The sequence below is a fragment of the Streptomyces sp. NPDC013157 genome (assembly GCF_042899865.1).
Lineage (GTDB): Bacteria > Actinomycetota > Actinomycetes > Streptomycetales > Streptomycetaceae > Streptomyces.
Window position 1 is genome coordinate 543204 of sequence record NZ_JBIBAK010000001.1, and the last position, 22108, is coordinate 565311.

At 69.8% G+C, this 22108-nt stretch carries 18 protein-coding genes and 3 pseudogenes; 8 read left to right on the plus strand and 13 right to left on the minus strand.

What is annotated here, in order from left to right; translation table 11 throughout:
- The first annotated feature begins 15 nt into the window (after positions 1-15).
- The 4 genes from ACFY6U_RS02490 to ACFY6U_RS02505 all read left to right on the plus strand — a co-directional run bounded on the left by ACFY6U_RS02490 (position 16) and on the right by ACFY6U_RS02505 (position 2949).
- Positions 16-222: a hypothetical protein gene (locus ACFY6U_RS02490; protein ID WP_390034685.1), complete on the plus strand. Its 207-nt coding sequence runs from the start codon at positions 16-18 to the stop codon at positions 220-222.
- Positions 223-318: 96 nt separating this feature from the next.
- Positions 319-1263, plus strand: coding sequence for an alpha/beta fold hydrolase (locus ACFY6U_RS02495; protein ID WP_390034686.1), 945 nt, complete (start codon positions 319-321; stop codon positions 1261-1263).
- A gap of 29 nt (positions 1264-1292) precedes the next feature.
- The gene (locus ACFY6U_RS02500) at positions 1293-2051 is read left to right on the plus strand and encodes an SDR family oxidoreductase (RefSeq protein WP_390034687.1); all 759 of its coding nucleotides are present in this window, start codon (positions 1293-1295) and stop codon (positions 2049-2051) included.
- Between the two features lie 94 nt (positions 2052-2145).
- The gene (locus tag ACFY6U_RS02505; protein WP_390034688.1) at positions 2146-2949 is read left to right on the plus strand and encodes an SDR family NAD(P)-dependent oxidoreductase; all 804 of its coding nucleotides are present in this window, start codon (positions 2146-2148) and stop codon (positions 2947-2949) included.
- A 241-nt stretch (positions 2950-3190) separates the two neighbouring features.
- Here the strand turns inward: ACFY6U_RS02505 and ACFY6U_RS02510 are convergent, their stop codons facing one another.
- The 5 genes from ACFY6U_RS02510 to ACFY6U_RS02530 all read right to left on the minus strand — a co-directional run bounded on the left by ACFY6U_RS02510 (position 3191) and on the right by ACFY6U_RS02530 (position 10041).
- Positions 3191-4108, minus strand: a complete 918-nt coding sequence (locus tag ACFY6U_RS02510; RefSeq protein WP_390034689.1) for a carbohydrate ABC transporter permease — start codon at positions 4106-4108, stop codon at positions 3191-3193.
- Positions 4109-4134: 26 nt separating this feature from the next.
- Positions 4135-5043 carry a carbohydrate ABC transporter permease gene (locus ACFY6U_RS02515; RefSeq protein ID WP_390034690.1) on the minus strand — a complete coding sequence of 303 codons (909 nt, stop codon included), beginning with the start codon at positions 5041-5043 and terminating at the stop codon, positions 4135-4137.
- Positions 5043-6368, minus strand: coding sequence for an ABC transporter substrate-binding protein (locus ACFY6U_RS02520; RefSeq protein WP_390034691.1), 1326 nt, complete (start codon positions 6366-6368; stop codon positions 5043-5045). Before ACFY6U_RS02520 ends, ACFY6U_RS02515 begins: the two co-directional genes overlap by 1 nt.
- 128 nt (positions 6369-6496) lie before the next feature.
- Complete coding sequence (locus tag ACFY6U_RS02525) at positions 6497-8656, minus strand: hypothetical protein (RefSeq protein WP_390034692.1); 2160 nt, start codon at positions 8654-8656, stop codon at positions 6497-6499.
- A gap of 176 nt (positions 8657-8832) precedes the next feature.
- The gene (locus ACFY6U_RS02530) at positions 8833-10041 is read right to left on the minus strand and encodes a glycoside hydrolase family 1 protein (RefSeq protein ID WP_390034693.1); all 1209 of its coding nucleotides are present in this window, start codon (positions 10039-10041) and stop codon (positions 8833-8835) included.
- 823 nt (positions 10042-10864) lie between these two features.
- Here ACFY6U_RS02530 and ACFY6U_RS02535 point away from each other — a divergent pair.
- Positions 10865-12832 (plus strand): TolB family protein, encoded by a 1968-nt coding sequence (locus ACFY6U_RS02535; protein WP_390034694.1) that lies wholly within the window; start codon positions 10865-10867, stop codon positions 12830-12832.
- 135 nt (positions 12833-12967) lie between these two features.
- On the opposite strand, the pseudogene ACFY6U_RS02540 reads toward ACFY6U_RS02535, so the two are convergent.
- Both ACFY6U_RS02540 and ACFY6U_RS02545 read right to left on the minus strand, forming a co-directional pair.
- Positions 12968-13261: pseudogene (locus ACFY6U_RS02540) on the minus strand (DUF2267 domain-containing protein); the annotation flags it as partial.
- Positions 13262-13351: 90 nt separating this feature from the next.
- Positions 13352-13783: an Hsp20/alpha crystallin family protein gene (locus tag ACFY6U_RS02545; protein WP_390034695.1), complete on the minus strand. Its 432-nt coding sequence runs from the start codon at positions 13781-13783 to the stop codon at positions 13352-13354.
- 126 nt (positions 13784-13909) lie between these two features.
- Between ACFY6U_RS02545 and ACFY6U_RS02550 the strand changes: the two genes are divergently transcribed.
- Positions 13910-14542, plus strand: coding sequence for a type III effector protein (locus tag ACFY6U_RS02550; RefSeq protein WP_390034696.1), 633 nt, complete (start codon positions 13910-13912; stop codon positions 14540-14542).
- A 579-nt stretch (positions 14543-15121) separates the two neighbouring features.
- On the opposite strand, the gene ACFY6U_RS02555 is transcribed toward ACFY6U_RS02550, so the two are convergent.
- From ACFY6U_RS02555 to ACFY6U_RS02570, 4 genes and pseudogenes are all read right to left on the minus strand, one after another.
- Entirely contained in the window at positions 15122-15292 is a 171-nt protein-coding gene (locus tag ACFY6U_RS02555) for a hydrophobic protein (RefSeq protein WP_390035185.1), read from the minus strand.
- A 443-nt stretch (positions 15293-15735) separates the two neighbouring features.
- On the minus strand, positions 15736-17373 hold the full coding sequence (locus ACFY6U_RS02560; RefSeq protein WP_390035186.1) for a hypothetical protein: 1638 nt from the start codon (positions 17371-17373) through the stop codon (positions 15736-15738).
- 420 nt (positions 17374-17793) lie between these two features.
- Positions 17794-18428, minus strand: a pseudogene (locus ACFY6U_RS02565) (response regulator); the annotation flags it as partial.
- The gene (locus ACFY6U_RS02570; RefSeq protein ID WP_390034697.1) at positions 18425-18766 is read right to left on the minus strand and encodes an ATP-binding protein; all 342 of its coding nucleotides are present in this window, start codon (positions 18764-18766) and stop codon (positions 18425-18427) included. The pseudogene ACFY6U_RS02565 and the gene ACFY6U_RS02570, both read right to left, overlap by 4 nt.
- Positions 18767-18782: 16 nt before the next feature.
- Between ACFY6U_RS02570 and ACFY6U_RS02575 the strand changes: the two are divergent.
- Both ACFY6U_RS02575 and ACFY6U_RS02580 read left to right on the plus strand, forming a co-directional pair.
- Positions 18783-18836 (plus strand): annotated as a pseudogene (locus ACFY6U_RS02575) (hypothetical protein); the annotation flags it as partial.
- A gap of 277 nt (positions 18837-19113) precedes the next feature.
- Entirely contained in the window at positions 19114-19476 is a 363-nt protein-coding gene (locus ACFY6U_RS02580; protein ID WP_390034698.1) for a hypothetical protein, read from the plus strand.
- A 6-nt stretch (positions 19477-19482) separates the two neighbouring features.
- On the opposite strand, the gene ACFY6U_RS02585 is transcribed toward ACFY6U_RS02580, so the two are convergent.
- On the minus strand, positions 19483-20172 hold the full coding sequence (locus tag ACFY6U_RS02585) for a response regulator (RefSeq protein WP_390034699.1): 690 nt from the start codon (positions 20170-20172) through the stop codon (positions 19483-19485).
- Positions 20169-21875 (minus strand): ATP-binding protein, encoded by a 1707-nt coding sequence (locus ACFY6U_RS02590; protein ID WP_390034700.1) that lies wholly within the window; start codon positions 21873-21875, stop codon positions 20169-20171. Before ACFY6U_RS02590 ends, ACFY6U_RS02585 begins: the two co-directional genes overlap by 4 nt.
- Positions 21876-22108: the final 233 nt, after the last annotated feature.

A 22108-nucleotide genomic window follows, 5' to 3' on the forward strand; every position in this document is an offset into this window, starting at 1 on the left:
ACAGAAGCCGAACCGATGAGCACGCACACCACCCCCACCCGGGAGAGCCTGCAGGCCGCCGCCCGCACGGTGATCACCAGCCTGGCCGGAGCAGCGGTCCCCCAGCACCTTCTCCAGCACTCCAGGCCCCTGCACACAGCGGTGAAGGAGAGGGAAGCGATGCTCACCGACACCCACGCCGCCCCGGCACGACCGGCGCCGCCGGACTGTCGGACAGCCTGACCCGAGCTGCCCCCAGCAGTCAGCCCCAGCCGCCGGTGGCCCCACAGCCGGACCCTCCACCACCGCCCGCAGCCGTACGACGAAAGGCGCACCAGGATGAACGCGCACCACACAGCAGCCACCGGCCCCGACCACGCCAATGTCCGGGTCACCCACGGGCGCGCCTGGATCGACCACGACGCCGGTGTCCGCATCGGCTACACCCTCGCCGAACCTTCCCCGCTGCCCGAGCGCGCGGCGCCGAAGACCGTGGTGCTCGTCCACGGCGCCCCGCAGACCCGGCACGCCTGGCGCAAGGTCCTCACCCCGCTGGCACAGGCCGGCTACCGCGTCATCGCCCCCGACTACCGCGGCGCCGGCGCCTCGACCAAGCCCCGAGACGGCTACGACAAGCGGACCATGGCCGCTGACCTGCACGCCCTCGTCCACGACCACCTCGGCATCCCAGGGCCCGTCTCCATGGTCGGCCACGACCTCGGCTCAGTGCTGGCGTTCGGCTACGCCCTGCGCTACCGCGACGACGTCGTCAGCCTCACCACCATGGAAGCCCCGCTGCCCGGCACGGACTACTACGAGCAGCGCAAGGTCGCCAAGAGCGCCTGGCACTTCGACTTCCACGCCCACCCCGACATCGCCGTCCACCTCACCCACGGCCGGGAACGCTGGTACATCACGCGGTTCTTCGACGACCTGACCTACCAGCCCGACGCCATCACAGACACCGATGTGGACGTCTACGCCCGCGCCTTCCAGGCCCCCGGCGCAATGCGCGCCCTGTGCGAGATCTACCGGGAACTCGACCACGACGCCCAGATCCACCGCGACGCCATCGCCTCCGACGGCAAGCTCACCCTCCCCGTGCTCGCCTCCGGCGGCGCCACCCAGGCACTGGCCGCCAACTACCGGGCCATGTGCGAGGAGATCGCCGACCACGTCACCAGCCACCTGGTCGAGGGCGCCGGCCACTGGGTGCCCGAGGAGAACCCGGAGGGGTTCCTGCGTATGTTCCTCGATTTCGACACCCGCGCACGCACCGCCTGAACACCGCTTCGCAGAAGGAGAGAGCCACCATGGCTGACAGCCACGACAACCATCTCCAGGGCCGCGTCAGCGTCATCACCGGCGCGTCCTCCGGCATCGGCGCGGCCACGGCCCGGGCCCTGGCCTCGCGCGGCGCCCGCGTCGTCCTCGCCGCCCGCAACGCCGACAAGCTCAACACCCTGGTCACCGAGATCCGCGACGCCGGCGGCACCGCGACCGCCCGCATCACCGACGTCACCCGCCGCGACGACGTCGAGGGCCTGATCGAGTTCGCCGCCGGCGAGTACGGCGCTGTCGACCACTTGGTCAACAACGCAGGCCTGATGCTCTTCTCCAAGTGGTCCGACCGTGCCGTCGACGACTGGGACAAGATGATCGACACCAACCTCCGCGGCTACCTGCATGCCATCAGCGCCGTCCTGCCCGGCATGATCGCCCGCCAGTCCGGCCACATCCTCAACCTCGGCTCGGTGGCCGGCATCCGCGTCGGGGACGCCAGCGGCGTCTACAGCGCCACCAAGTTCTTCATCCGCGGCATCACCGACAGTCTCCGCCAGGAGGTCGGCATCGCCCACGGCATCCAGGTCTCCATGATCAGCCCCGGTGTCATCGACACCGGCTGGGCCGACAAGGTCTCCAACGCCGAGGGCAAGCAGATCGCTCAGGACCTCAATGCAGGCGCCATCCACCCAGATCGCGTGGCCGACGCCGTCGTCTACGCCCTCGACCAGCCCACCGACGTCACCGTCAACGACATCGTCATCCATCCCACCCGCCAGGACTGGTAACCCACCCCCAGCCCCCTCGGGCCCCCACACCCCACGGTGGCCGGCCATCGGCGGCACCGGACGCCCACCAGTACACGGAAGAGGAGCACTTCTCATGAGCAGCACCGTCTCCCCCCGCCCGCTCGCCCTGGTGACCGGGGCCTCCGCGGGCATCGGCCACGAACTCGCGAAGCTGTTCGCCGTCAACGGCTTCGACCTGATCGCCACCGGCCGCAGCGAGCACACCGACCGGTCAGCGGCCGACCTCGCGCGCCACGGCGTCCATGTCACACCGGTGCGCGCCGACCTCTCTCAGAGCGAGGGCGTCGAGACGGTGTGGCGGGCGGTGCGAGACACCGGCCGACCGCTCGACGCCGCGGTCCTCAACGCCGGCCGCAGCATCGGCGGCGCCTTCCTCGACACCGACCTCGACGACGAACTCTCCCTCATCCAGCTGAACGTGGCCTCCGTCGTCCACCTGGCCAAGCACGTAGCCCGCCACATGGCCGACAACGGCCGCGGCCGCATCCTGATCACCTCATCGCTGTCCGCGACCCTGCCCACCCCCTACGAGACCGTGTACGGGCCCTCCCGCGCCTTCACCCGCATGTTCGCCCTCGGACTGCGCGAGGAACTCAAGGAACACGGGGTCACCGTCACCTGCCTCATGCCCGGCGCCACCGACAGCGACTTCCACGCCAACGCCGGTATGAACAACACCGCCTTCGGCCCCGGCATGAAGAAGAACAGCCGCAAGGAAGTCGCCCGCCAGGGCTTCCTCGCTCTGATGAAGGGCCGCGCCGAGGTCGTCGGCGGCGACGCCGCCACCAAGCGCACCGCGATCGAACACCGCTTCCTGCCCGAGACCTACAAGGCCGCCCGTCACGCCACCAAGGCCAAGCCGCGCCCTGAGCACTAGGCCATGAAGCTCGCGGTGGGCAGCTATCGGGACCGCGTCTCGTTCCCCCACTTGCGCCACCGGCTCGCGGGTTCCGTCGGCGCGCCGAGGGTGAACCGGTTCATGGGCACAGACCCGGCCTCAGGGAGGACGAACCATCCAGGACCCGACACGAATCCCCAGGCCCCGGCAGCCATGTCGTCGGCGGCCAGGGGCCAAAGGCTGCCCGCCGCTGCGCGGGACGCCGGCCCGAGGTGTCGGGCTACTTGAGGGCGCCGGCACCGAGGCCGTTCACGATGTTCCGCTGCGCGAGCAGGTAGAACACGATCACGGGCACCACCGAGATCACGGTCGCGGCGAGCAGGACCTGTTGTTGCGGTGTCTCCGCCGAGTTGAAGCTCGTCAGCCCGCGCTGGATCGGCATGAGCGTGTTGTCGTCGAAGAGGACAAGGGCCATGAGGTACTCGTTCCAGGCGTGGAGTCCCTGGATGACAGCGACGGCTGCGAGGCCCGGACGGGCCAGGGGGAGGATGATGCTTGCGAAGATCCTGAGAGGTGATGCGCCGTCGAGTGCCGCCGACTCCTCGAGTTCCCTGGGCTGGCCGACAAAGAAGCTGCGCATGATCAGCGTCGCCATCGGGACTCCGGAGGTGATCAGGATCAGGATGTAGCCGGCTCGGCTGTTGGTCAGTTGGAGGTCGAGGAGGAGCCGGTACTGGGCGAGGAACATCGCCGGCGCGGGGATGATCATGACCGCGAGGATCACGAAGGTGAAGAACCCCTTGCCCCAGAACTCGACCCGGGCGAGGACGTATCCGGCCATGCTGGACACGACGAGGATGCCGAGCACTGCGGTCAGCGTGTAGAGCACGCTGTTGGAGAGATACGTAGCGAGGTCGCCGTCGGTCCACGCGGTGACGTAGTTCTGCCAGTGCGGCACCTTCGGTAGGAAATGGTCACCCGACAGCAGCTCGTCCTGTGTCTGAAGCGATCCGGAAAGCATCCACAGAAGCGGGAAGAGCGCGGTCAGCGCCGCGACGACGAGCAGGCCATAGAGGCCTACCCGGTCGGCCCGTATCCGGCGGCGGCGCGGTGGCCCGGGAAGGCGGCCGTGGAGGGAGCTGCCGGGTGGGGCTTCAACCGCACCGTTCTTCCGGGTGCCTGCGAGCGACGTCACCATGTCTGCCCGGTCACCTGCTTTCGTCGTCACTTGTCGGCCCGCCGGCGCGCGATCGTCAGTTGGATGAAGGAGAGCACCACGAGGGCGCCGCCGAAGAGCACCGACATCGCCGCCGCGCTGCCGTAGCGGTTGTTGGTGAAGGCCTCGTCGTAGATGAGCAGGGTGGGCACCAGGGTGTGCGATCCGGGGCCGCCGTTGGTGAGGACCTGGACCGTGCCGAAGATCTGCAGAGCCGCGAGGAGCGTCAGCAGGCTGACGATCGTGGTGACGGGTGCGAGCTGTGGCCAGGTGATGTACCGGAACTTGGCCCAGGCGCGCGCGCCGTCGAGGTCCGCCGCCTCGTACAGCTCCTGCGGAATGTCCTGAAGACCGGCGAGGAAGAGGAGGAACCCGAAGCCCCAGTGGAGCCAGATGAAGACCACGGCGACGGCCGGCAGGGCGAACGCCGGGTCGCCGAGCCAGTTCTGCTGCAGCGATCCCAGGCCGACGGCTTCGAGTAGCCGGTTGAGGACCCCGGACCGTGCTTCGAACATGAACGAGAAGATCACGCCGACGACCACGACGGAGAGCACGCCCGGTAGGTAGAAGACGGTGCGGAAGAAGGTCCGCCCGCGCCGGATCCGGTTCACCGCGACGGCCAGTCCCAGGGAGACCGAGTTCCCCACGACGAAACCGACCGCGCCGAACACCGCGACGTTCTTCATCGAACCCCAGAACTCGTCGTCCCCGAAGACGAACCTGTAGTTCTGCAGGCCCACCCAGGGAGTGTCCGGGCTGATCCCGTCCCAGGACTGGAAGCTCAGGGTGATCGCCTGGACGAACGGCGTGATCGTGAACACGCCGATGAGCGCGATCGCGGGGGCCAGGAACGCGAGGGCGATCAGGTTTCTGCGCAGGGTGCGTCGGTCGCGGACGCGCGCCGTCAGCGAGGCCATCAGCCGCGTCCCTGCGCGGACTGGAGGTCGTCGAGGACCTGGTCGACGGTCTTCTCGCCGAGGACCAGGCTCTGGGTGTCACGGGTGAGCGCCGCGTTGACGTCGGGAGTGAGGCTGTTGGTCACCCTCTGCTGGTTCTTGGTGGCCGAGGCGAAACCGGCGAGCTGCGGGGGAAGGTCGCCGTCAGCCAGAAGCTTCTTGCTCGTCGGTACGATGCGGGCCTGCTCGGCGAACACCTTCTGCTGCTCAGGCATCGTCAGCCACTTGACGAAGGCCAGCGCTTCCTTGGGGTGCTTGCCACGGGGGTTGACGACCGCGCCCTTGCCGGGGACGCCCGGGGACCGGGGAGTGAGCGTGGCGTCGGAGGCGGCGGGCAGCGGCATCGAGGCGTAGTCGGTGTAGTCGGGTGCCGTGCGCTTGCCGACCGAGACGCCTGCCGAGGCGTCGAAGATGGCGCCGACCTCACGCTTGTTGAAGAAGGACGTCTCGACCGCGGGGTTGTCGCCCTGACCGCCGGGGAGCGCCCCGTTGGATATGACGCCGGCCTTCTTCAGATCGAGGAGGAGTTGAAACGCCTTGCGCCAGCCGTCCGACTTCCAGCTCGCCTTGCCGGCGAAGGTGTCCGAGATCTGCTGGTCGGTGAGCCAGTTGGAGGCGAACTCCTGGATCAGCGCCGGAGTGAGCGTCGAGGCGACCGAGAAGTTCCCCTTGCCGTCCTTGTTGGACGCCTTCAGCGCGGTGATGAGGTCGTCCATCGTCTTCGGCGGCGTCTTCGAGTCGATCTTGGTCCTGGTGGGATCGAAGATCAGGCCATAGGACTGCGTCTCCCAGTGCGCCGAGTAGACGCCCGCCGGGACACCGAGGTTGTTGTCCTTGGTGAAGGTGGCCTGCTCGACGACTCCCGGGGCGAACTGGTCGCCCCACGCTCCCTTGAGTTCGGACTGGAGGTTCATGGCCCAGCCGGCTTTGTAGAAGGGAGCCATGTCGACGGCGAGGAACGACGAGTACACGTCGGGCATGTTGCGGGACTGCGCCTTGGCCTGGAGCTTCGCCAGGTAGTCGGACGGTCCGGGGGACTCGACCTTGACGGCGATCCCGGTCTGCTTCGTGTACTGCTTGGCGAGCGCGTTGAGGGCGGCTTCCTGGCCTCGCGACTGGTTCATGAAGGTCAGCTCGACCCGGCCGCCGTCGGACCCGGAGTCACTGTCCGACCCGCACCCCTGAAGGAGGAGTGACGCGGCGATGCTCAGCGATCCGGCCGTCCAGACGAAGGAGCGGCGGCTCATGGGCCGGGACATGGGCTGAGCAGTGGGATTCCTGCGCATGGCTATCACCTTTGATTCGTGCGCTGTTGACAGACGTGGGGGGTGCGGTGGTGCTGGAGGTGTGGGGGAAGTCGTTGCCCCGGCGCGAAATTGCGGTGGGCTGTCCGGGTGAGACAGTCACCCGGCCGTCATCCGAAACCCTCGGACATGACGGCCCAGCCCTCGGGAGGCTTCGCTCCACCGTCCACGGCGGCCACGACGTGGGCGACCGCGGCGAGCAGTCCGCCGTTCGCCGGAAGGTAGAGCGTGAGGAAGCCCGGCATCTGAGGGTTGTGGCCGTTGGTCAGGAACTGGTTCTTGGATGAAGGGAACAGCAGCGCGTCCAAGGCGCGGCCCACGTCGCCGAGGCGCGCGGCGGTCATCGCCATGACCGGGTGGTCCCAGCCCCAACTGGTATGGAAATTCCAATGGTTCCAGACCGCGTCGAGAGTGGCGCCCATGGTGTCGGGGTCCACGATCCCCGTGTCGGGCAGCCAGCCGAGCGCCATCAGCATCGACGGATGGTCCTTGCGCACCAGGTAGGGCGGCGTCGCGAGCGCGGCGTAGGTACCGTCCGGCAGGACCAGAGGTCGGCGCATGCCCCGCGCGACCCGGTCCCAGTCGTCGCGGGGCGGGAGCCCGAGACGTCTCCTCCACGCGTTCGCGACGTCGAGAGCCCAGGACCAGTAGACGAGTTCGAAGGTCGGGTCGGAGTTGGTGAGGCGGTCGGCGAGATAGCTCTCCTGCGCGGGGACGAGCGGAGGCGGCAGCGTGAAGACACCGTCGCGTTCCTCGACGAAGTCGGCCATGAAGTCGGCGGTGGCCTCGACCAGCGGATAGTGCTCTGTGAGGAACTCGGTCGAGCGTCCTTCGTCGTGCAGCAGCTCCAGCAGATGGATGACGTGTGGCTGTTGCCAGATCAGGAAGACGCCGATGTGGCTGGGCGACTCACGCGCCGAGTTGTCGGTCTGCTTCGGCCAGCGCGCGCCGCGGTAGCCCTGACGCTGGGCGGTGCTTCGTGCAGCTGCGAGGGCACCGTGATACCAGCCGAGGCTGCGTTCCAGCAGTTCGCCGCGACCCCACAGCGGGAAGTGCGCCGCATGCCACCAGTGCATCTCCAGATGGAACTTGCCCGTCCACGTGTTGTAGGTCAGTCCGGTCTCCGCGGGCGGTGTGGCGCCGGCTCCATTGACCGCCGTCAGGTACTGCGACAACACGACACGGCGTTCCAGTTCCCCGGCCCGCTCGTCGGCGCTGCCCTGGAAGCTCACTGCGGCGCCACCGAGCCAGTGGCGCTCCCACCAGCGGGCGGAGGCCTCCTGGACGGACGTGAAGTCCGAAGCGGTCGTGCCGGTGTCCGTCCTCGGCAGCCCGTAGGAGGGCGTCGAGGAGGCGCTTCGTTCCGCGGGCCGGAGAGTGACGACCACATCGAGTTCCGGCTGATCGGTCGTCACCAGGGCGCGAGTGCCGTCGTCGTGCGGGGTGAGGCGGCCGGTCGTCTCGATCGTGACGACGTACGTCGACGACTCCACGCTGCGGTGTGCTTCCCAGTGTCCAGGGCCCCGCTGTGCCCAGCTGACGTGCGCGTCGAGTGGTAGTTCGAACGGCGCCAGGTCGTCGGGCTGTGGATCGAAGCACCAGGCCACGCCGAGGCCCCGAGCGAGCAGCGGGGATCGCAGGCGCGCCGCGAAGCGATGCACCATGGGGTGTGCCACCGTCGTCACCGCCACCGGGACGCCGTCGAGCCGGTACGTGGCGTGCACGGTCCCGGTCCACAGATCGAGTTCGGTGCGGATGTCCGTGAGCTGGTGCGGGCCGTCCAGCCGGGGACCACCGGGTGTCACGTCGAGCGCGAGGCGCCCGAGGTGCGCGCGGCGGGGGTTGAAGGCGAGCCAGGCGCCGGCCGTGAACTCGTCGGGGATCGGGTCGCCGGCGCGGTGCAGTCTCTTGCGGTCGAGGTAGGGCACCGTGCCACGCGACGTCTCGTATGCGGTCGTTGCCTCGTCGGGGAGGAACTCACGCTCGGTCCGGGTGCGGTACCACCCCCAGGTCGACTGCGTGCGCAGCGGTATCTGGTGGTCGTCGCGATCGAACGGGCGGGGGAGGTGAGCGGGCAGGCCGGTCTCGCCGCCGTCGACGACGCGCCGCGGATCCGGGCGCAGCTCGTGGAAGTCCGGGAACGTCTGAAGGCCCGACAGGTCGACCGTCATCGCGATGTCGCCGTTGCCGACGGTGAGGACGTCGGTGGGGTGCGGTGCCGTCAGGACGGGATTGTGCCGGCGGACGAGCCCGCGTCGATCGAGCGTCACGAGAGGGCTCCCTCAGGGGAGTCGGCCGTCGGAGTCACGACGGGGCGACGGGACTCCGACGGGCCGGGAGTGATGCGCTGATCGGACATACGTACTTCCTTTATGTACTGACGGCGCGCGAGGTGTCCGCAGGACGGCGGACTGTCCGCCCCAACGCTCGGGTCGCTCGAAGATGTTCAGAAACGGCCGCGGCGGGCCACGTCGCCGAGCCAGGCGAGGCTCGGCTTGGGACGACGCTCGAAGGTCTCCCGGTCCACGACGATCAGCCCGAACGTGGGTGCCCAGTGGCCCCATTCGAAGTTGTCCAGGGCGGACCAGTGCAGATAACCGCGTACGTCGATGCCGTCGTCCATGGCGGCGAACAGGTGGCGCAACGCCTCGTCCGTGTACGTGATGCGGCGGGTGTCGTCGGCGGTGGCGATGCCGTTCTCGGTCACCAGGATCGGGGTGCCACCGGTGACCTCCCAGGTGTGGCGCACCGCCATGCCCAGCGCGTCCGGCCGGTACGCCGAGCCGACCTGGGTGTTGTCGGGGTGCGGCGGGTGCGGCTCGATGCCGTCCTTGCCGACCCACACACTGGAGTACGCCTGGACGCCGATGAAGTCGTCGCCGCGCGCGGCCTCCAGGTACAGGTCCTCCCAGATGTACTCCAGTTCACGTTTCCGTTCCTCGGCGCCGGGGCGGGCGGCGAAGGCCCGGTTGGCCACCGTCCAGCCGACGGCCGCGTCGGTGTTGGCGCGCACGACGTCGCGGACCGCGTGGTGCGCCTTGACCAGGGCGTCGCTGATATCGGTGTCCGGAGTCGGCCACTTCACACGACGGTCGGTGTCCACGGTGGGGCTCTGCCACATCCCCGACCGCTGCTGCTCCTTGAGTGTCAGGCGGTCCCTGGTCAACATCATCGCGAGCATGTTGGGCTCGTTCATGGTGACGATGTACGGGACGTCGCCGAGGATGCCGGTCACCCGCTCCGCGTAGGCGACGAAGCGGTCGACCGCCCGCTCGCCGGCCCAGCCGCCCTCCTCTGTGAACCAGCGCGGGTTGGAGAAATGGTGCAGGGTGATCACGGGTGTCAGGCCGAGGCCGAGGGCCGTGTCGATCATCCGGCGGTAGTGGGCGAGTTCGGCCCGTGAGAACTCCCCGGGGACGGGTTCGATGCGTGCCCACTCCACGCCGAAGCGGTACGAGTTGAGCCCGGCCTCCGCGAGCAGCCGCATGTCCTCCGCGTAGCGGTGGTAGCTGTCGCAGGCGTCCCCGCTGCGTTCCAGGCCGGGCACCTGGCCCTCGCGTACCCACCAGTCGCTGTTGGTGTTGTTGCCCTCGATCTGGTGCGGCGCGGAGGCGGCTCCCCAGAGGAAACCGACGCTGTGGGTACTGTCCGGCATTCCAGCTCCTTCGGGTGCGGACGACGCCACCGTCTGACTGTTCATTCGATCATCCATGGCACCTCCCGCCTGTTCGAGTCACCGGAATACTGATCGGCTTACGACATTTGGTCAATAGGTCAATCAGAAGAAACCAAAACGTTCAAACGCTCATCCGGACACGAGTACTTCCCCGTCCGCTCCCCAGGACCGGTGCCGTTCCAGGAGGTCACAGGCCGCCTGTCAGTGGCGTGTGCCGCGGCGACTCCCACGTCGGCGACCGGATCAGGGCCGACTCACGCGGTGCGCGAGCGGCCCACATCAACGCGAGGACGGGGCCGAACTCATGCAACCTCCTGCGCCGTTGAAGACAACCACCGGCGAGGGCAACCACGTTCAGGGTCTTGCCATCCACTGCGATCGGGGAGTCTAATCGCCGAACTGCCACCACCGTGGTTACATTCTAACGAGCCGCCCTTCTCACGTTCCCGCCCCGTCCTCATGCGAGGACCGCTCGGCATGCGGGCCACCCGTCGGCCCGCACGAGCCCGTCTGCGCCGTCCCTGCTCCGTGAGCACGACACGCGTCCCGTGCGCTGTTCGCTTCGGACTCCTCTGGGCGCGCCGTGTCCGGGCCCGGCGAACGCCTTCCTCTTTCTGCCTCCCCGGAGAACCACCACCACACCCGAAGGAGCCGACATGCGCGCCAGGGGAGCCGACGGCACCGAGCCGAGAGGGGATCTTGTGGCTTCTGGTGCCGGGCGATCCCTGTCGCCGATCGAGGAAAACATGTCCTTCCCAGCCGAGGACGCCTCCACCCGTGCGACGCCCAACTCAAGGAGGAGATGAGCATGCTGTACCGGAGAAGAACAACAATTCCCCGAGTCTGGCCGGTATTGGCGCTGGTCCTCGCCCTGGCCGCGACCAGCGCCTCATGGCAGCCCGCGCATGCCTCACCGGCCGTGGACAGCGGGCAGGTCGTCCCGCCGCCGCCCAGGCCCGAGCCGGTCAAGGTGAGGGAGTTGGCGTTGCCCCCGGTCACACCGAGCACCGAGACCGGCTCCTGCACCAGGGAGATCAACCCGCGCGGCACCGGGTGCATCGGGCAGTCCACCGGCCTGTTCTCTGGCAACTTCCTGCCAGACAGCCGGAACATCGTCGCGACGGTGCTGTTCACGGGCGCACCGGCGGCACCCGATCCGTCGAGCATCTACACGGGCCAGCAACTGATCCTCGTGAGGGCCGACGGGACCACCTTCCCCAACGGGGACGCGTGGAAGTGCGTCACCTGCGGCACCCCACCGGGCAACGCGCCGGGACCCGCCGACACGATGGACTACCCCCAGGCGTTCAGCGATGGCAGGCGGGTCCTCGCCGGGACGAACATCATCGACTGCGGTCCCTACAAGCTGGCCGACCGGGCCTGCACCCCACAGCGAGTCCACATCTACCCCATCCGCTGGAACAACACCGCGGACGGCTCGGGGCCCGGCGGAAGCATCCGTGAACTGCGTCTCAATCCGGACGACACACATCTGGGCTTCAGCTCGATGAGTGTGACGGGCGGCAGGCTCGACCAGTTCTCGTACCTGGGCCGGTTGCAGTTCAACCCGTCGCCGACGACGGGCACGCCGCTGGTGCCTCGCTATGACGTGGTGAAGGTCAGCCGGCTGTTCGACCCGAACGCCACGCAGCCGGTCGACGTCGATCCCAGCGACCCCGGCAAGCTGCGGTTCAACCCGTTCGTACCGTCGGTCGGCGAACTGCGGGGCTTCTCCGCCGACGGACGCGAGGTCACCTACGTCGGTTACCCGGCGGAGTCGTCCAACATCGACGTCTTCGCGGCCGACCTGACCACCGGCAAGGTCCGCCGACTGACCGCCGATCCCGAGTACGTCGATCCGGTCGACCTCTCGCCCGACGGCAAGTGGACGGTGGTCATGGACACCCGGGGCACCGACCGGCTGTCCTTCCTGTCCGCGATGCGCGGCGTCCCCGGCATCACCGACCTGCTGAGTGCCAGCGCGATCTCGGCCGCCCGCAACAACGGCAAGCGCCGCTTCTTCCAGCCGTACCTCATCGACGCGTACGGCGACCGCGGCTCCTACGCGGGCCAGCGGCTCAACGCCGCCGGTGACGGCAGCCCCGGCAGCATCAACGACCCGCTGTGGAACGGCCGGGCCGACCCCAAGTGGTCACCCGACGGAACCCACATCGCGTACTGGCAGTCGCTGGCCGTCGCGCCCGACTGCGGCGGCCAGAACCCGCTGCCCTGCCCCGTGTCCACCGCCCCCGGCGGCCGGACCGAACGTTTGATGATCGCCGACCTCACCAGCCGCAAGCCGCAGAAACGGAAACCGGTCGCCCCCATATCCGACACCGTTCCCTGGGGCGTCCCGTACCAGCCGGGCAGCGCGATCCCCACGCGCAGGCATCTGCCGCAGGGCACCTACACCCTGGACGGCAAGACGTCCGGGTCGGCCGAGGTCACCGTCACCGAGAACAACGCACACACCGCCATCAGTACCGTCGCTATCACCTACAAGGACTACTCCGACAACGGACGCCAGGTCATCAACGGCACCGAGAGCGTGACCCTGCAGAACGAGACTCCTTTCCACAACAGGATCGACTGGTACTCCGACTTGGTCCAGACCGACATCGGGACCAGCCGCGTCCACGCGACGAAGAAGACCAGTCCCGACGGATTCCATCTGGACATCACCGTGGGGACCAACAAGTTCCAGGCGACGGGCACACTGACCACCACCGTCGACGGCCACGCCTACACCCAGCCCGCCAACGGGACCTGACCCCGCCGAGACCACGACGTAACGGGCTGGGTCCGGTGGGCGGCCACGGCCGCCCGCCGGACCCAGCCAACATCGCATGATCTGGTTCAGCAGGTCGTCGCCCACGGCGTCGGCGACCGTGGAGAGGACGGCGCTGACATCCCGGGCGGCGGTCTGCTCGGTGGCACCCTCGACCCGGGCCGTGCTGGCGCGCACGAACCGCTCCTGGGCAGCAGCCCGGCGCTCTGCAGGGAGTTGAAGCACGATGAGAGCGGAGCCCTGCGGCAGACGCGCCGCCGACTGGGCGCATACCTCGCCGACCATGTGTGCGGCCAGCAGGGAGAGCGCCACGCGGGCCGCCCGTTCGGCCTCCTGCACAGTGCCGTACTCGCCGCGTTCCTTCACGTGGCCGAGGAACACTTCCCGTCGCACAGCTACGTCGGACGCCACTCATCCCCGGTCCCGGGGAACGCGGAGGACGGGCGAGAGGGGCGAACAGATACCCGTCCTCCGCCGCTTCAGAGCCCTTGTCGGTCCGGCTCAGCCGGAGATCTCCTTGCGGCCGGACCCGACGCCGATGGCGATCTTGCGGGGCTTGGCACGCTCGGCGATCGGGATGCGCAGGGTGAGCACACCGGCGTCGTAGTCGGCCTGGATGTGCTCGGTGTCCAGCGTGTCGGCCAGCACCAGCTGGCGGGAGAAGACACCCAGCGGCCGCTCCGACAGCTCCATCTGCACGTCGTCGGCCTTCACCACCGGCCGGCGCTCGGCCTTGACGGTCAGCATGTTCCGCTCGACGTCGATGTCGATCGCGTCCGCGCTGACGCCGGGGACGTCGAAGGCCACCACGTACTGGTCACCCTCGCGGTAGGCGTCCATCGGCATCGGGGACGGCCGCGACCAGGTGCCGGGGCCCATCAGCTGCTGCGCCAGCCGGTCCAGCTCACGGAAGGGGTCAGTGCGCATCAACATCGGAAAACACCTCCAGAGGTTCGGGCAGTGGCTGCCAATGCGCCTCACGGAAACCGTTGTAGCATGTCATCCGATGGATGACAAACACGGTGTCGTCGGAAGGATGACAACCCGAGGGAGGTGCCCATGACCCCGGCCGACCAGCCGGCTTCACCCAGCGCCGACGCGAACAGCCCGGCGTCGTTCCTCGCCGCCGCGGCAGCACTCGAAGCCATGGACGAAGCCCTGCGTACCGCCCAGCACGGGACCCCCCACACTCCTGACGCTCCGCAGGTCGGCACGGACCAGGCCCTGGCCTCCCTCCTGCTGCTGCGGCAGGTACGCGAGCGACTCGCCGGGTGGGAAACCGGCTTGATCGAGACCGCCCGCGACGCAGGAGCCAGCTGGGCCGACCTCGCCCACCCCCTCGGCGTAGCCAGCCGCCAGGCCGCCGAGCGCCGCTACCTGCGCGGCCGTCCCGGACCCGCCGGAACCACCGGCGAACAGCGCGTCCAGGCCACCCGTGAACGCCGCGCCGCCGAACGCACCCAAGCCGAATGGGCCCGCCGCAACGCAGCCGACCTGCGCCGGATCGCCGGCCAGATCGCCGCCCTCACCGACCTGCCCACCGCGGCTCGCCTCCCGCTCGGCAGGCTCCACGCGGCCCTCGCCCAGGACGACCCCGCCGAGCTCATCCGCCCCCTCGGCGACACCCGTCCCCACCTGATCGGCGCCCACCCCGACCTCGCAGCGCAACTCGACACCCTCACACCCCCCTGACCTGCCCCGTCGATCCAGGCGTCCGTGGGACCGGGCATTCTGGCCGGCTCAGGAGCCCCTCGGCCTGTTCACCCTGCCGACGGTCTCGCACGCCTTGATGCTCCGCGGGTCAATGCTCATTGCCCCCGCCCGGGGCGTTTTTCCGCCGGCCAGGTGGACCTCGCGATGAAGCCGGTCACGGATGCCGCCGATACCCCGTCCCGGGTACAGCCCAGCGCAGGTCGAAGCCGCGGACCGTCCGCCATGGCGCGAAGGCGGCAGCCATGCAGCGCCACTTGATGCCGTCGCCGACGGGGTGGCGGACGCCCTCGACGATCTCCCACCGCGGCTGCTTCCCGGGATGTCGTGTGCTCCCAGGGACCGGGGACGGGACGCGTCGGGAGGTTGCGCAGGTTCCCACGCGCTGACGCCTCCTGTCCCCGGCGGGGCGCCCCTACCCCGATATCCCGGCGTGACTCGTGGAGCATTTTTTGGCCCGCAAGATGCCCGCAGGATGCTCCGCCGCTCCGGCCGCGACACGCGCGAAGGACCCGTCCAGGTTTCGGACGGGTCCTTCAGCGACGCTCAGGGGCGGTCAGGTCACCATCGGTACCAGCGACCCCGGCCGCCCCCCGTGGTGGTGGACCTCATCACGAAGCCGAGGAGCCACACGACCAGAACGACCACCGCGACCCACCAGAGGACCTTCAGGGCGAAGCCTGCGCCGAACAGAAGGAGTGCCAGAAGCAGAACTAGAAGCAGGGGAACCATGGTTATCAACCTCCTGCGCCCCGATTTCCCTGCGGTCATCCGTTCATACGTGAATGTTGCCTTGTTTATGGAGGGGAACTCGGGGCACCTCTGTGGCTCCTCTGTCAGCCACGGTTCCACGCGGGACTGTAGATCGCATTCGGATGCCTGCTGCCGGTATCGGCGGTCGCCGGCTGCCGCGCGTTGAGATTCCGGCCCGGCGAAAGGGCGGTCGTGCCCGGCCGGAACCTCTCCCGGCGGAGCCGGTGCGCGGGATCGGCCGGAGCTCGTCAGGGCGTCAGGCGAGTACGCGGTCGGCGGTGAGCTTGCGGGGGGGGGGGGGCGGCGAGCAGGGTGCGCAGCCGCGCGGCGGGCAGTGGGACACCCGGGTCGTCGGAGGGCGGCATCTGCACCCCCGGGCCGGCTCCGTGCTCCCAGCGGGCGGAACAGGGCCGGTGTGGCTCTTACCGGACCGCGGAACGTGCCGGGATGCGGGCGGAAGCGATCGTCATCGGGGTGCCGGTGACGGCGATGAGATAGCTCCCCGGCCCGTGGCCGACGGGCATCGCGCGGAATCCCCCCTCGGGCTCCACCCGGTAGTCGGCGGAAGCGTGCGGGGCCAGGACGGCCGGACCCGAGGTGGTCGTCCACCAGTTGGAGGCGCCCTGGCCGGTACGGCTCGCGAAGTGGGGCTCGAGCGCCGTACCGGTGGTGTTGACGGCCCGGACGTCGATGGTGGTGACACCGACGCGCGATCCATGCTCGGCGAAGTGCGGCGTGAGGCTCATGCGCAGAGGCGGCGGGCTCGCGGCGGCGATCACCACGCATGCGACGGCGGGGGCGAGCAACCCGGCCGCGACGACGGCCTTGGCGCGTCGGTCGGCGAGGCGGGGCAGGCGCGGCTGCCAGGCGGTGGCGAACGCGGCGGACGGCGCGGTGGCGGCGGCAGCCAGCCACAGCGGGGTCATCATCAGGAAGTAGCCGTCCTGGGAGCGGGTGGCGAGGTAGAACGCGAGCCACGGCAGGACGGTGAGAGCCGGGCCGAGCCGCCGGACGAACAGCAGCGTGGCCGCGAGCAGGCCGAGCAGGAGCAACTGGCTGCCGTACGAGTAGAAGTCGAGGCGGCTGCTGCCGTCGGTGAAGTAGTAGGAGATGCCCATCACGCCCTGGCCGTGCAGGATCGCCTTCTGGTCGAGTGGCAGCAGGATGCCGTGCAGCCAGCCGGAGAAGTCCTCGACCGCGAAGTACGCGTTGGCCGCGGACCAGGTGAGAGCGGCGGTGGCCGTGTAGCGGGCGGTGACCGCCAGGGCGCGCCGGGGGCCGAGTTCACCGCGCCGGACGGCGTACAGGCCGATCAGGAGGAACGGGGCGAGGAACCAGGCGAGTTGCTGGGCGGCGCAGGCGGCGCCCAGGCAGGCAGCCCGCAGGACGCCCCCTGCCCCGAGCCGGCCGCCCTCGCCCGTGCCGGGCCAGCGGACCACGACGGGGACGAGCAGGGCGAGGGCCGTGATGGCCGGGTAACCGGCGTAGGCGTAGTGGGGCAGGAGGCCGAAGCCGAGGCAGACTGCCGTACCGGCGGATCGCCAGGGTGCCGGGAGCAGGAACCACAGCAGGACGGAGGAGGCCGCCAGCGCGACGGTGGTGACCAGGGTCGCGGCTGCCGTGGAGTGGAGGGCGGCGTGCACCGGTGCGGCCAGCAGGGCGGTAAGCGGCGGATAGCCGTACGTGTAGTCGGCGCCGCCGGACATGGTCTTGGTGATCCCGACGCCGTGCGTGTCGAACAACCAGGGCCACGGTTGGCCGTAGACCGGACGGCCGTGCAGGATCTGGTCCGCGGCCTGGGCGGTCAGCGCGGCTTCGTCCGCGCCCGTGTGGTCGAGCAGGTAGCCGCAGATCACCAGTGCGACCGCGGTGACCAGTACCGCCGCGTCGACCCTGATCAGTGCCCGTCGGCTCCGCACGAGGAGGGCGAGGACGGCGCAGGCGAGGATCGAGGCGTAGCAGACGGAGATGACGGCGGCGACCGGCGGACGCGTCGCCATCGCGGTCGTCCAGGCGGCGCGCGTGCCGATGAACAGGCTGATCGTGGCCACCAGAGTCATACCGCGGTGCCACTGCTGGGGTCCGGCGTCCGGGACTCCGAGGGCCGAGGCCCCGGTCGGGGGGAGTACGGCCGGCCGCGGTGCGGTACGACGGCGGGTCTCGACGCCCACTCCGCCAGGATGGGTGCCTGTCAAGGACTGCCTCCTCTGCCTCGCCCCCGCCGGGCGGCAACCGCAGGCTGGGCCGGCCGGTTCCGCCGCGCCGGAGGCTCGTCCGGCCGCCCGGGACGGAGTTCGCGCTCTCGCCGTTCAGGGCAGGGACGAGTGGACGCCCCGTTTCGATCATCCGCAGTTCACCTGGCGTCTACAAGGCTGTAGCCGGTAAGCGGTTTGCGTGAAATGACCCGCCGAAAGGCACCCGTCTCTTACCGCCGCCCCGCGGAGGTGAAGCGGTCGAGTTCCGTGCGGGCGCAGTCGGTGCTCGTAGGCGAAGATCACGACCTGCACCCGGTCCCGGAGCTGGAGCTTGGCCAGGAGGCGCGTGATGTGGGTCTTTACGGTGGCCTCGGTGAGGTGGAGGCGCTGGCGACCTCCGCGTTCGTCAGGCCGGTGGCGATGAGGCGGAAGACGTCCCGTTCCCTGGCCGTCAGCCGGGCGAACAGCGCGCCGGCCGCCTCGTCACGGGGCCAGGCCGCGGCCTTGGCGAAACGGTCGACGAGGTCGCGGGTGATGCGCGGGGTGAGGACGGCATCGCCGCAGGCCACGGTCCGGATCGCCTGGTGCAGCACGGCCGGGACGACGTCCTTGAGGAGGAATCCGCATGCTCCCGCCCGCAGCCCCTCGAACGCGTACTCGTCGAGGTCGAAGGTGGTCAGGGTGAGGACGCGGCACGGCGAGGTGTTCGTGATCCGACGGGTCGCCTCGATGCCGTCCATCATGGGCATGCGGACGCCCATGAGGACCTCGTCCGGCGCCGTCCGCCGGACGAGGTCGACGGCCTGCCGGCCGTCGGCGGCCTCCCCGACGACCGTGATGTCCGGCATCGTGCCGAGGAGGCTGCGGAACGCCGTACGGACGAGCGCCTGGTCGTCGGCGAGGAGGACCTTGATGGTCATCGCGGCTCGCTCGGCTTCAGTTCACCGGAGACCGCCCATCCTGTGGCCGCGGGTCCCGCGGTCAGGTCACCGTCGAACAGGGCGACGTGCTCCCGCATGCCGGTAAGACCGTTGCCGGTACGGGTGTCCGGGCAGGGGCCTGACACCGGTCTGCCGTCGGTGACTGTGAACGCGACCCGGCGGGGATCGCGGAGCAGGACGATGTCGACCTTCGACGCCTCCGTCGCGTGCTTGACGACGTTCGTCAGCGACTCCTGCACGATCCGGTAGAGACAGGAAACAGCGGAGAATGCACCGACGAAAGTCGCCGAGGCCACCGCCCTCTTCTGGATCGTCAAGGTCCTCACCACCGGCATGGGTGAGGCCACCTCCGACTTTCTCGGCCAGTGGAGCCTGTGGCTGTCCGCCGGGACGAGTGCCGCCGCACTGGTGGGCGCATTCTGGTGGCAGTTCCGTTCCTCGCGGTACCACCCCGCGTCGTACTGGTTCACCGTCGCGGTGATCGCGGTCTTCGGCCGCCGCCGCGGACTGCTTCCGCATCGGACTGCACGTACCCCTGCCGGTCACGACGACCGGCTACGCGATCGCCCTGGCCTGCTGCTTCGCCGCCTGGTGCGCGACCGAGCGCACGCTGTCGATCCACACCGTCACCACGCGCCGTCGCGAGGTCTTCCACTGGCTGACCGTGCTGCTCACCTTCGCCCTGGGCACCGCCGCCGGCGACCTCACCGGCTTCTACCTCGACCTCGGGTTCGTGCACTCCGCGCTGCTGTTCGGCGCGGCGATCCTGGTGCCGTGGCTGCTGCACCGCTTCGCCGGACTCAACGCCATCGCCGCCTTCTGGGCCTCGTACGTCCTCACCCGCCCCCTCGGCGCCTCACTCGCCGACCGGCTCGGCATGGACAAGCCGCTCGGCACAGGCGTCGGCTTCGGCACCACGGCGATCCTCGCCGCGCTGGTGTGCGCCGCCCTGGTCGGCTACCTCGCCCTGTCCCACCCGCGCGACGACCACGACGCCCCTGCTCTCACTCCGACCGCTCTGCCCTGATCCGGCTCAGTGCGCGACGCGGTAACGGTGCTCGGGACGTCCGGTGGCTCCGTAGCGCAGTTCGAGCCGGACCATGCCCTCCTTGACGAGGTAGGAGAGATAGCGCTGGGCCGTGGCACGGGAGACCCCGGTGCGTTCGGCGGCCTCCGCGGCCGACAGGGCGTCGTCCGTGGTGCGCAGGGTCTGGTGCAGCAGGGCGAGCGTCGGCGCGGAGTGGCCCTTGGCGGGGACGCGGGGCACGGCCGGCGGGCGGGCGGCGCTGAACAGGGCGTCCACATCGGCCTGGTCGGTCTCCGGGACCGTCCCGAGAGCCTCCATTCGGTGCTGCAGCTCGCGGTAGGCGGTGAGCCGCTCGGCGAGGTCGGGCGCTCCGAAGGGTTTGACCAGGTAGCCGACGGCGCCGAGTTTCATCGCGCTCCGCACCGAGGCGATGTCCCGGTCGGCGGTGATCATGATGGCGTCGGGACGGTCGCCGCCCTCGTCTCCGCTCAGCCGGCGCAGCACGTCGAGTCCGCTGCCGTCCGGCAGGAAGACATCGAGAAGCAGCAGGTCCGGGTGGAGGTCGCGTACGGCGTCCAGCGCCGCGGCCACGGTCGCCGCCTGGCCGACCACCTCGAAGCCCCTGACGCGGGAGGCGTAGTCGCAGTGGACGCGGCTGACCCGGAAATCGTCGTCCACCACCAGGGTACGGATCACCAGCGGTCACCGCCGGCCACACCGTCGCGCGCGCCGACCGGCACCGGCGGAGCCGTCGTGAACAGGGCGCCCTGCGGGGCCGGGACGGTGTCGGGTACCGGCAACGTCAGGGTGAAGACCGCACCCGGCCCTTCGCTGACCGTGATCGTGCCGCCGTGCCGCTGCACCAGCCGGTGGACGAGAGCGAGTCCGAGGCCGCGCCGCGCGGTCCCCCGGTCCGGGCGCGTCGACCAGCCGTCCTCGAAGATCGACTCGCTGGTGCCCGGCGGAATGCCCGGCCCGGTGTCGGCCACCTCCACCCGTACCATGTCGACGGCCTCGATCAACGACAGCCGCACCTCCGGACCGCCCTGCCGGGCCGGTCCGGTCGCGGACGCGGAGGCGGACGCGTCGATCGCGTTGTCCAGCAGGTTGCCGACGATGGTCAGCAGCCGGCGCAGATGCGGCGGGTCCTCGCCGAGGGCGGAGTCCTCGCTGAGGACGATCCGCACCCCGCGTTCCGCGGCCACCGTGATCTTGGCGACGATCAGTCCCACGAGCAACGGGTTGCCGATCCGTTCCCGTACGGATTCGGTCAGCGCCTGGTCGGCGCCGGCCGTCTCGACGGCGAACTCGTAGGCGGCGTCGTGATCGCCGATGTCCAGCAGCCCGGCCATCGTGTGCATACGGTTGGTGAACTCGTGCTGCTGGGCGCGCAGCGCGTCGGTGAGCCCGCGGACCGAGTCCAGTTCGCGCAACAGCCCGATGAGTTCGGTGCGGTCGCGCACGGTGACCACCGCGCCCAGTTCACGGCCGTGCAGGGCGACCGGCATCCGGTTGACGACCAGGCAGTGGTCGTCGGTGAGCACGCTGATGTCGCTGCCCGCCAGGGTGCCGTCCAGGGCACGGCGCAGCCGCCCGTCCGGCAGTACCTCCGCCAGCGTGCTGCCGAGCGCGGTGCCGAGGCCGAGCAGGTCGCGGGCCTCGTCGTTGACCACCGTGATCCGGCCGTCGGGATCGAAGGCGACGACTCCCTCACGGATACCGTGCAGCATCGCCTCCCGGTCCTGCAGCAAACCGGCGATCTCCTCCAGTTCCAGCCCGAACGTCGTCCGCTTGAGCCGCCTGGCCAGCAGGAAGGCGGCCGCCGAGCCGAGCGCGACGGCGATGGCGCTGTACAGGCCGAAGGTGGGCAGTTCGCGCCACAGTTCGCCCAGCACATAGTGCTCGGGAATGCCCGCGGAGACCTCGCCGACCAGCTTGCCGGTGGGCCCGTACAGCGGAGCCTTGCCGTTGGCGGAACGTCCGGTCGCGCCCTGGTCGGTACCGACCTGGGGCCTGCCGTCCAGCACCACGATGGGATCGCCCGTCGCTTCGCCGATCAGCGCCGGGTCGGGATGGGAGTGGCGGATGCCGCGCAGGTCGAGCACGACCACGTACGACGCCCCTGACGCCTTGCGGATCCGTTCGGCCACGGTCTGCACCACGTCGCCGCCGCCCCCGTACTGCATGGACTGCCGGATCTGCGGTTCGGCGGCCGTCGTCTGCGCGATGTCGAGGGCCCGCTGCTCGTAGGCACGGTCGATCTCGCCCCGCTGCGCGAAGGCGAACAGCACGAAACCGATCAGCCCGGTCAGCGCCAGGATGGCCAGCTGGTTGGCCAGGATCCGCGCGGAGAGCCGCCCCTTCCCGCCACGGCCGAGCAGCATACGGATGGGTTTCACCGGTGTCTCTCGCCTGTCGTACGGCTGCCGGGCGCGGCCTCTGCGCCGTGCCCGTGGTGGCGTGATTGTGCCCCCGCTCCCGGCCTTCTGCCCACCCCCCGCTCACTGAGCAGAACGAGCAGAAGCCCCGCTTACACGGCTAACGCGGGATACGGATGAAACAGCGACGTAACACCCGGCGGCCCCTAACGTCTGCCTTCCTCGACCCCCGAGGTCCGACCCCCGAGGTCAGG

Bases quoted from the DNA above. Each gene is read 5' to 3' on its own strand.
- ACFY6U_RS02550 (WP_390034696.1), top strand. From the start codon at position 13,910: ATGACCCCGGCCGACCAGCCGGCTTCACCCAGCGCCGACGCGAACAGC.
- ACFY6U_RS02555 (WP_390035185.1), bottom strand. From the start codon at position 15,292: ATGGTTCCCCTGCTTCTAGTTCTGCTTCTGGCACTCCTTCTGTTCGGC.
- ACFY6U_RS02515 (WP_390034690.1), bottom strand. From the start codon at position 5,043: ATGGCCTCGCTGACGGCGCGCGTCCGCGACCGACGCACCCTGCGCAGA.
- ACFY6U_RS02505 (WP_390034688.1), top strand. From the start codon at position 2,146: ATGAGCAGCACCGTCTCCCCCCGCCCGCTCGCCCTGGTGACCGGGGCC.
- ACFY6U_RS02560 (WP_390035186.1), bottom strand. From the start codon at position 17,373: ATGACTCTGGTGGCCACGATCAGCCTGTTCATCGGCACGCGCGCCGCC.
- ACFY6U_RS02520 (WP_390034691.1), bottom strand. From the start codon at position 6,368: ATGCGCAGGAATCCCACTGCTCAGCCCATGTCCCGGCCCATGAGCCGC.
- ACFY6U_RS02490 (WP_390034685.1), top strand. From the start codon at position 16: ATGAGCACGCACACCACCCCCACCCGGGAGAGCCTGCAGGCCGCCGCC.
- ACFY6U_RS02495 (WP_390034686.1), top strand. From the start codon at position 319: ATGAACGCGCACCACACAGCAGCCACCGGCCCCGACCACGCCAATGTC.
- ACFY6U_RS02545 (WP_390034695.1), bottom strand. From the start codon at position 13,783: ATGTTGATGCGCACTGACCCCTTCCGTGAGCTGGACCGGCTGGCGCAG.
- ACFY6U_RS02510 (WP_390034689.1), bottom strand. From the start codon at position 4,108: ATGGTGACGTCGCTCGCAGGCACCCGGAAGAACGGTGCGGTTGAAGCC.
- ACFY6U_RS02535 (WP_390034694.1), top strand. From the start codon at position 10,865: ATGAGCATGCTGTACCGGAGAAGAACAACAATTCCCCGAGTCTGGCCG.
- ACFY6U_RS02500 (WP_390034687.1), top strand. From the start codon at position 1,293: ATGGCTGACAGCCACGACAACCATCTCCAGGGCCGCGTCAGCGTCATC.
- ACFY6U_RS02530 (WP_390034693.1), bottom strand. From the start codon at position 10,041: ATGCCGGACAGTACCCACAGCGTCGGTTTCCTCTGGGGAGCCGCCTCC.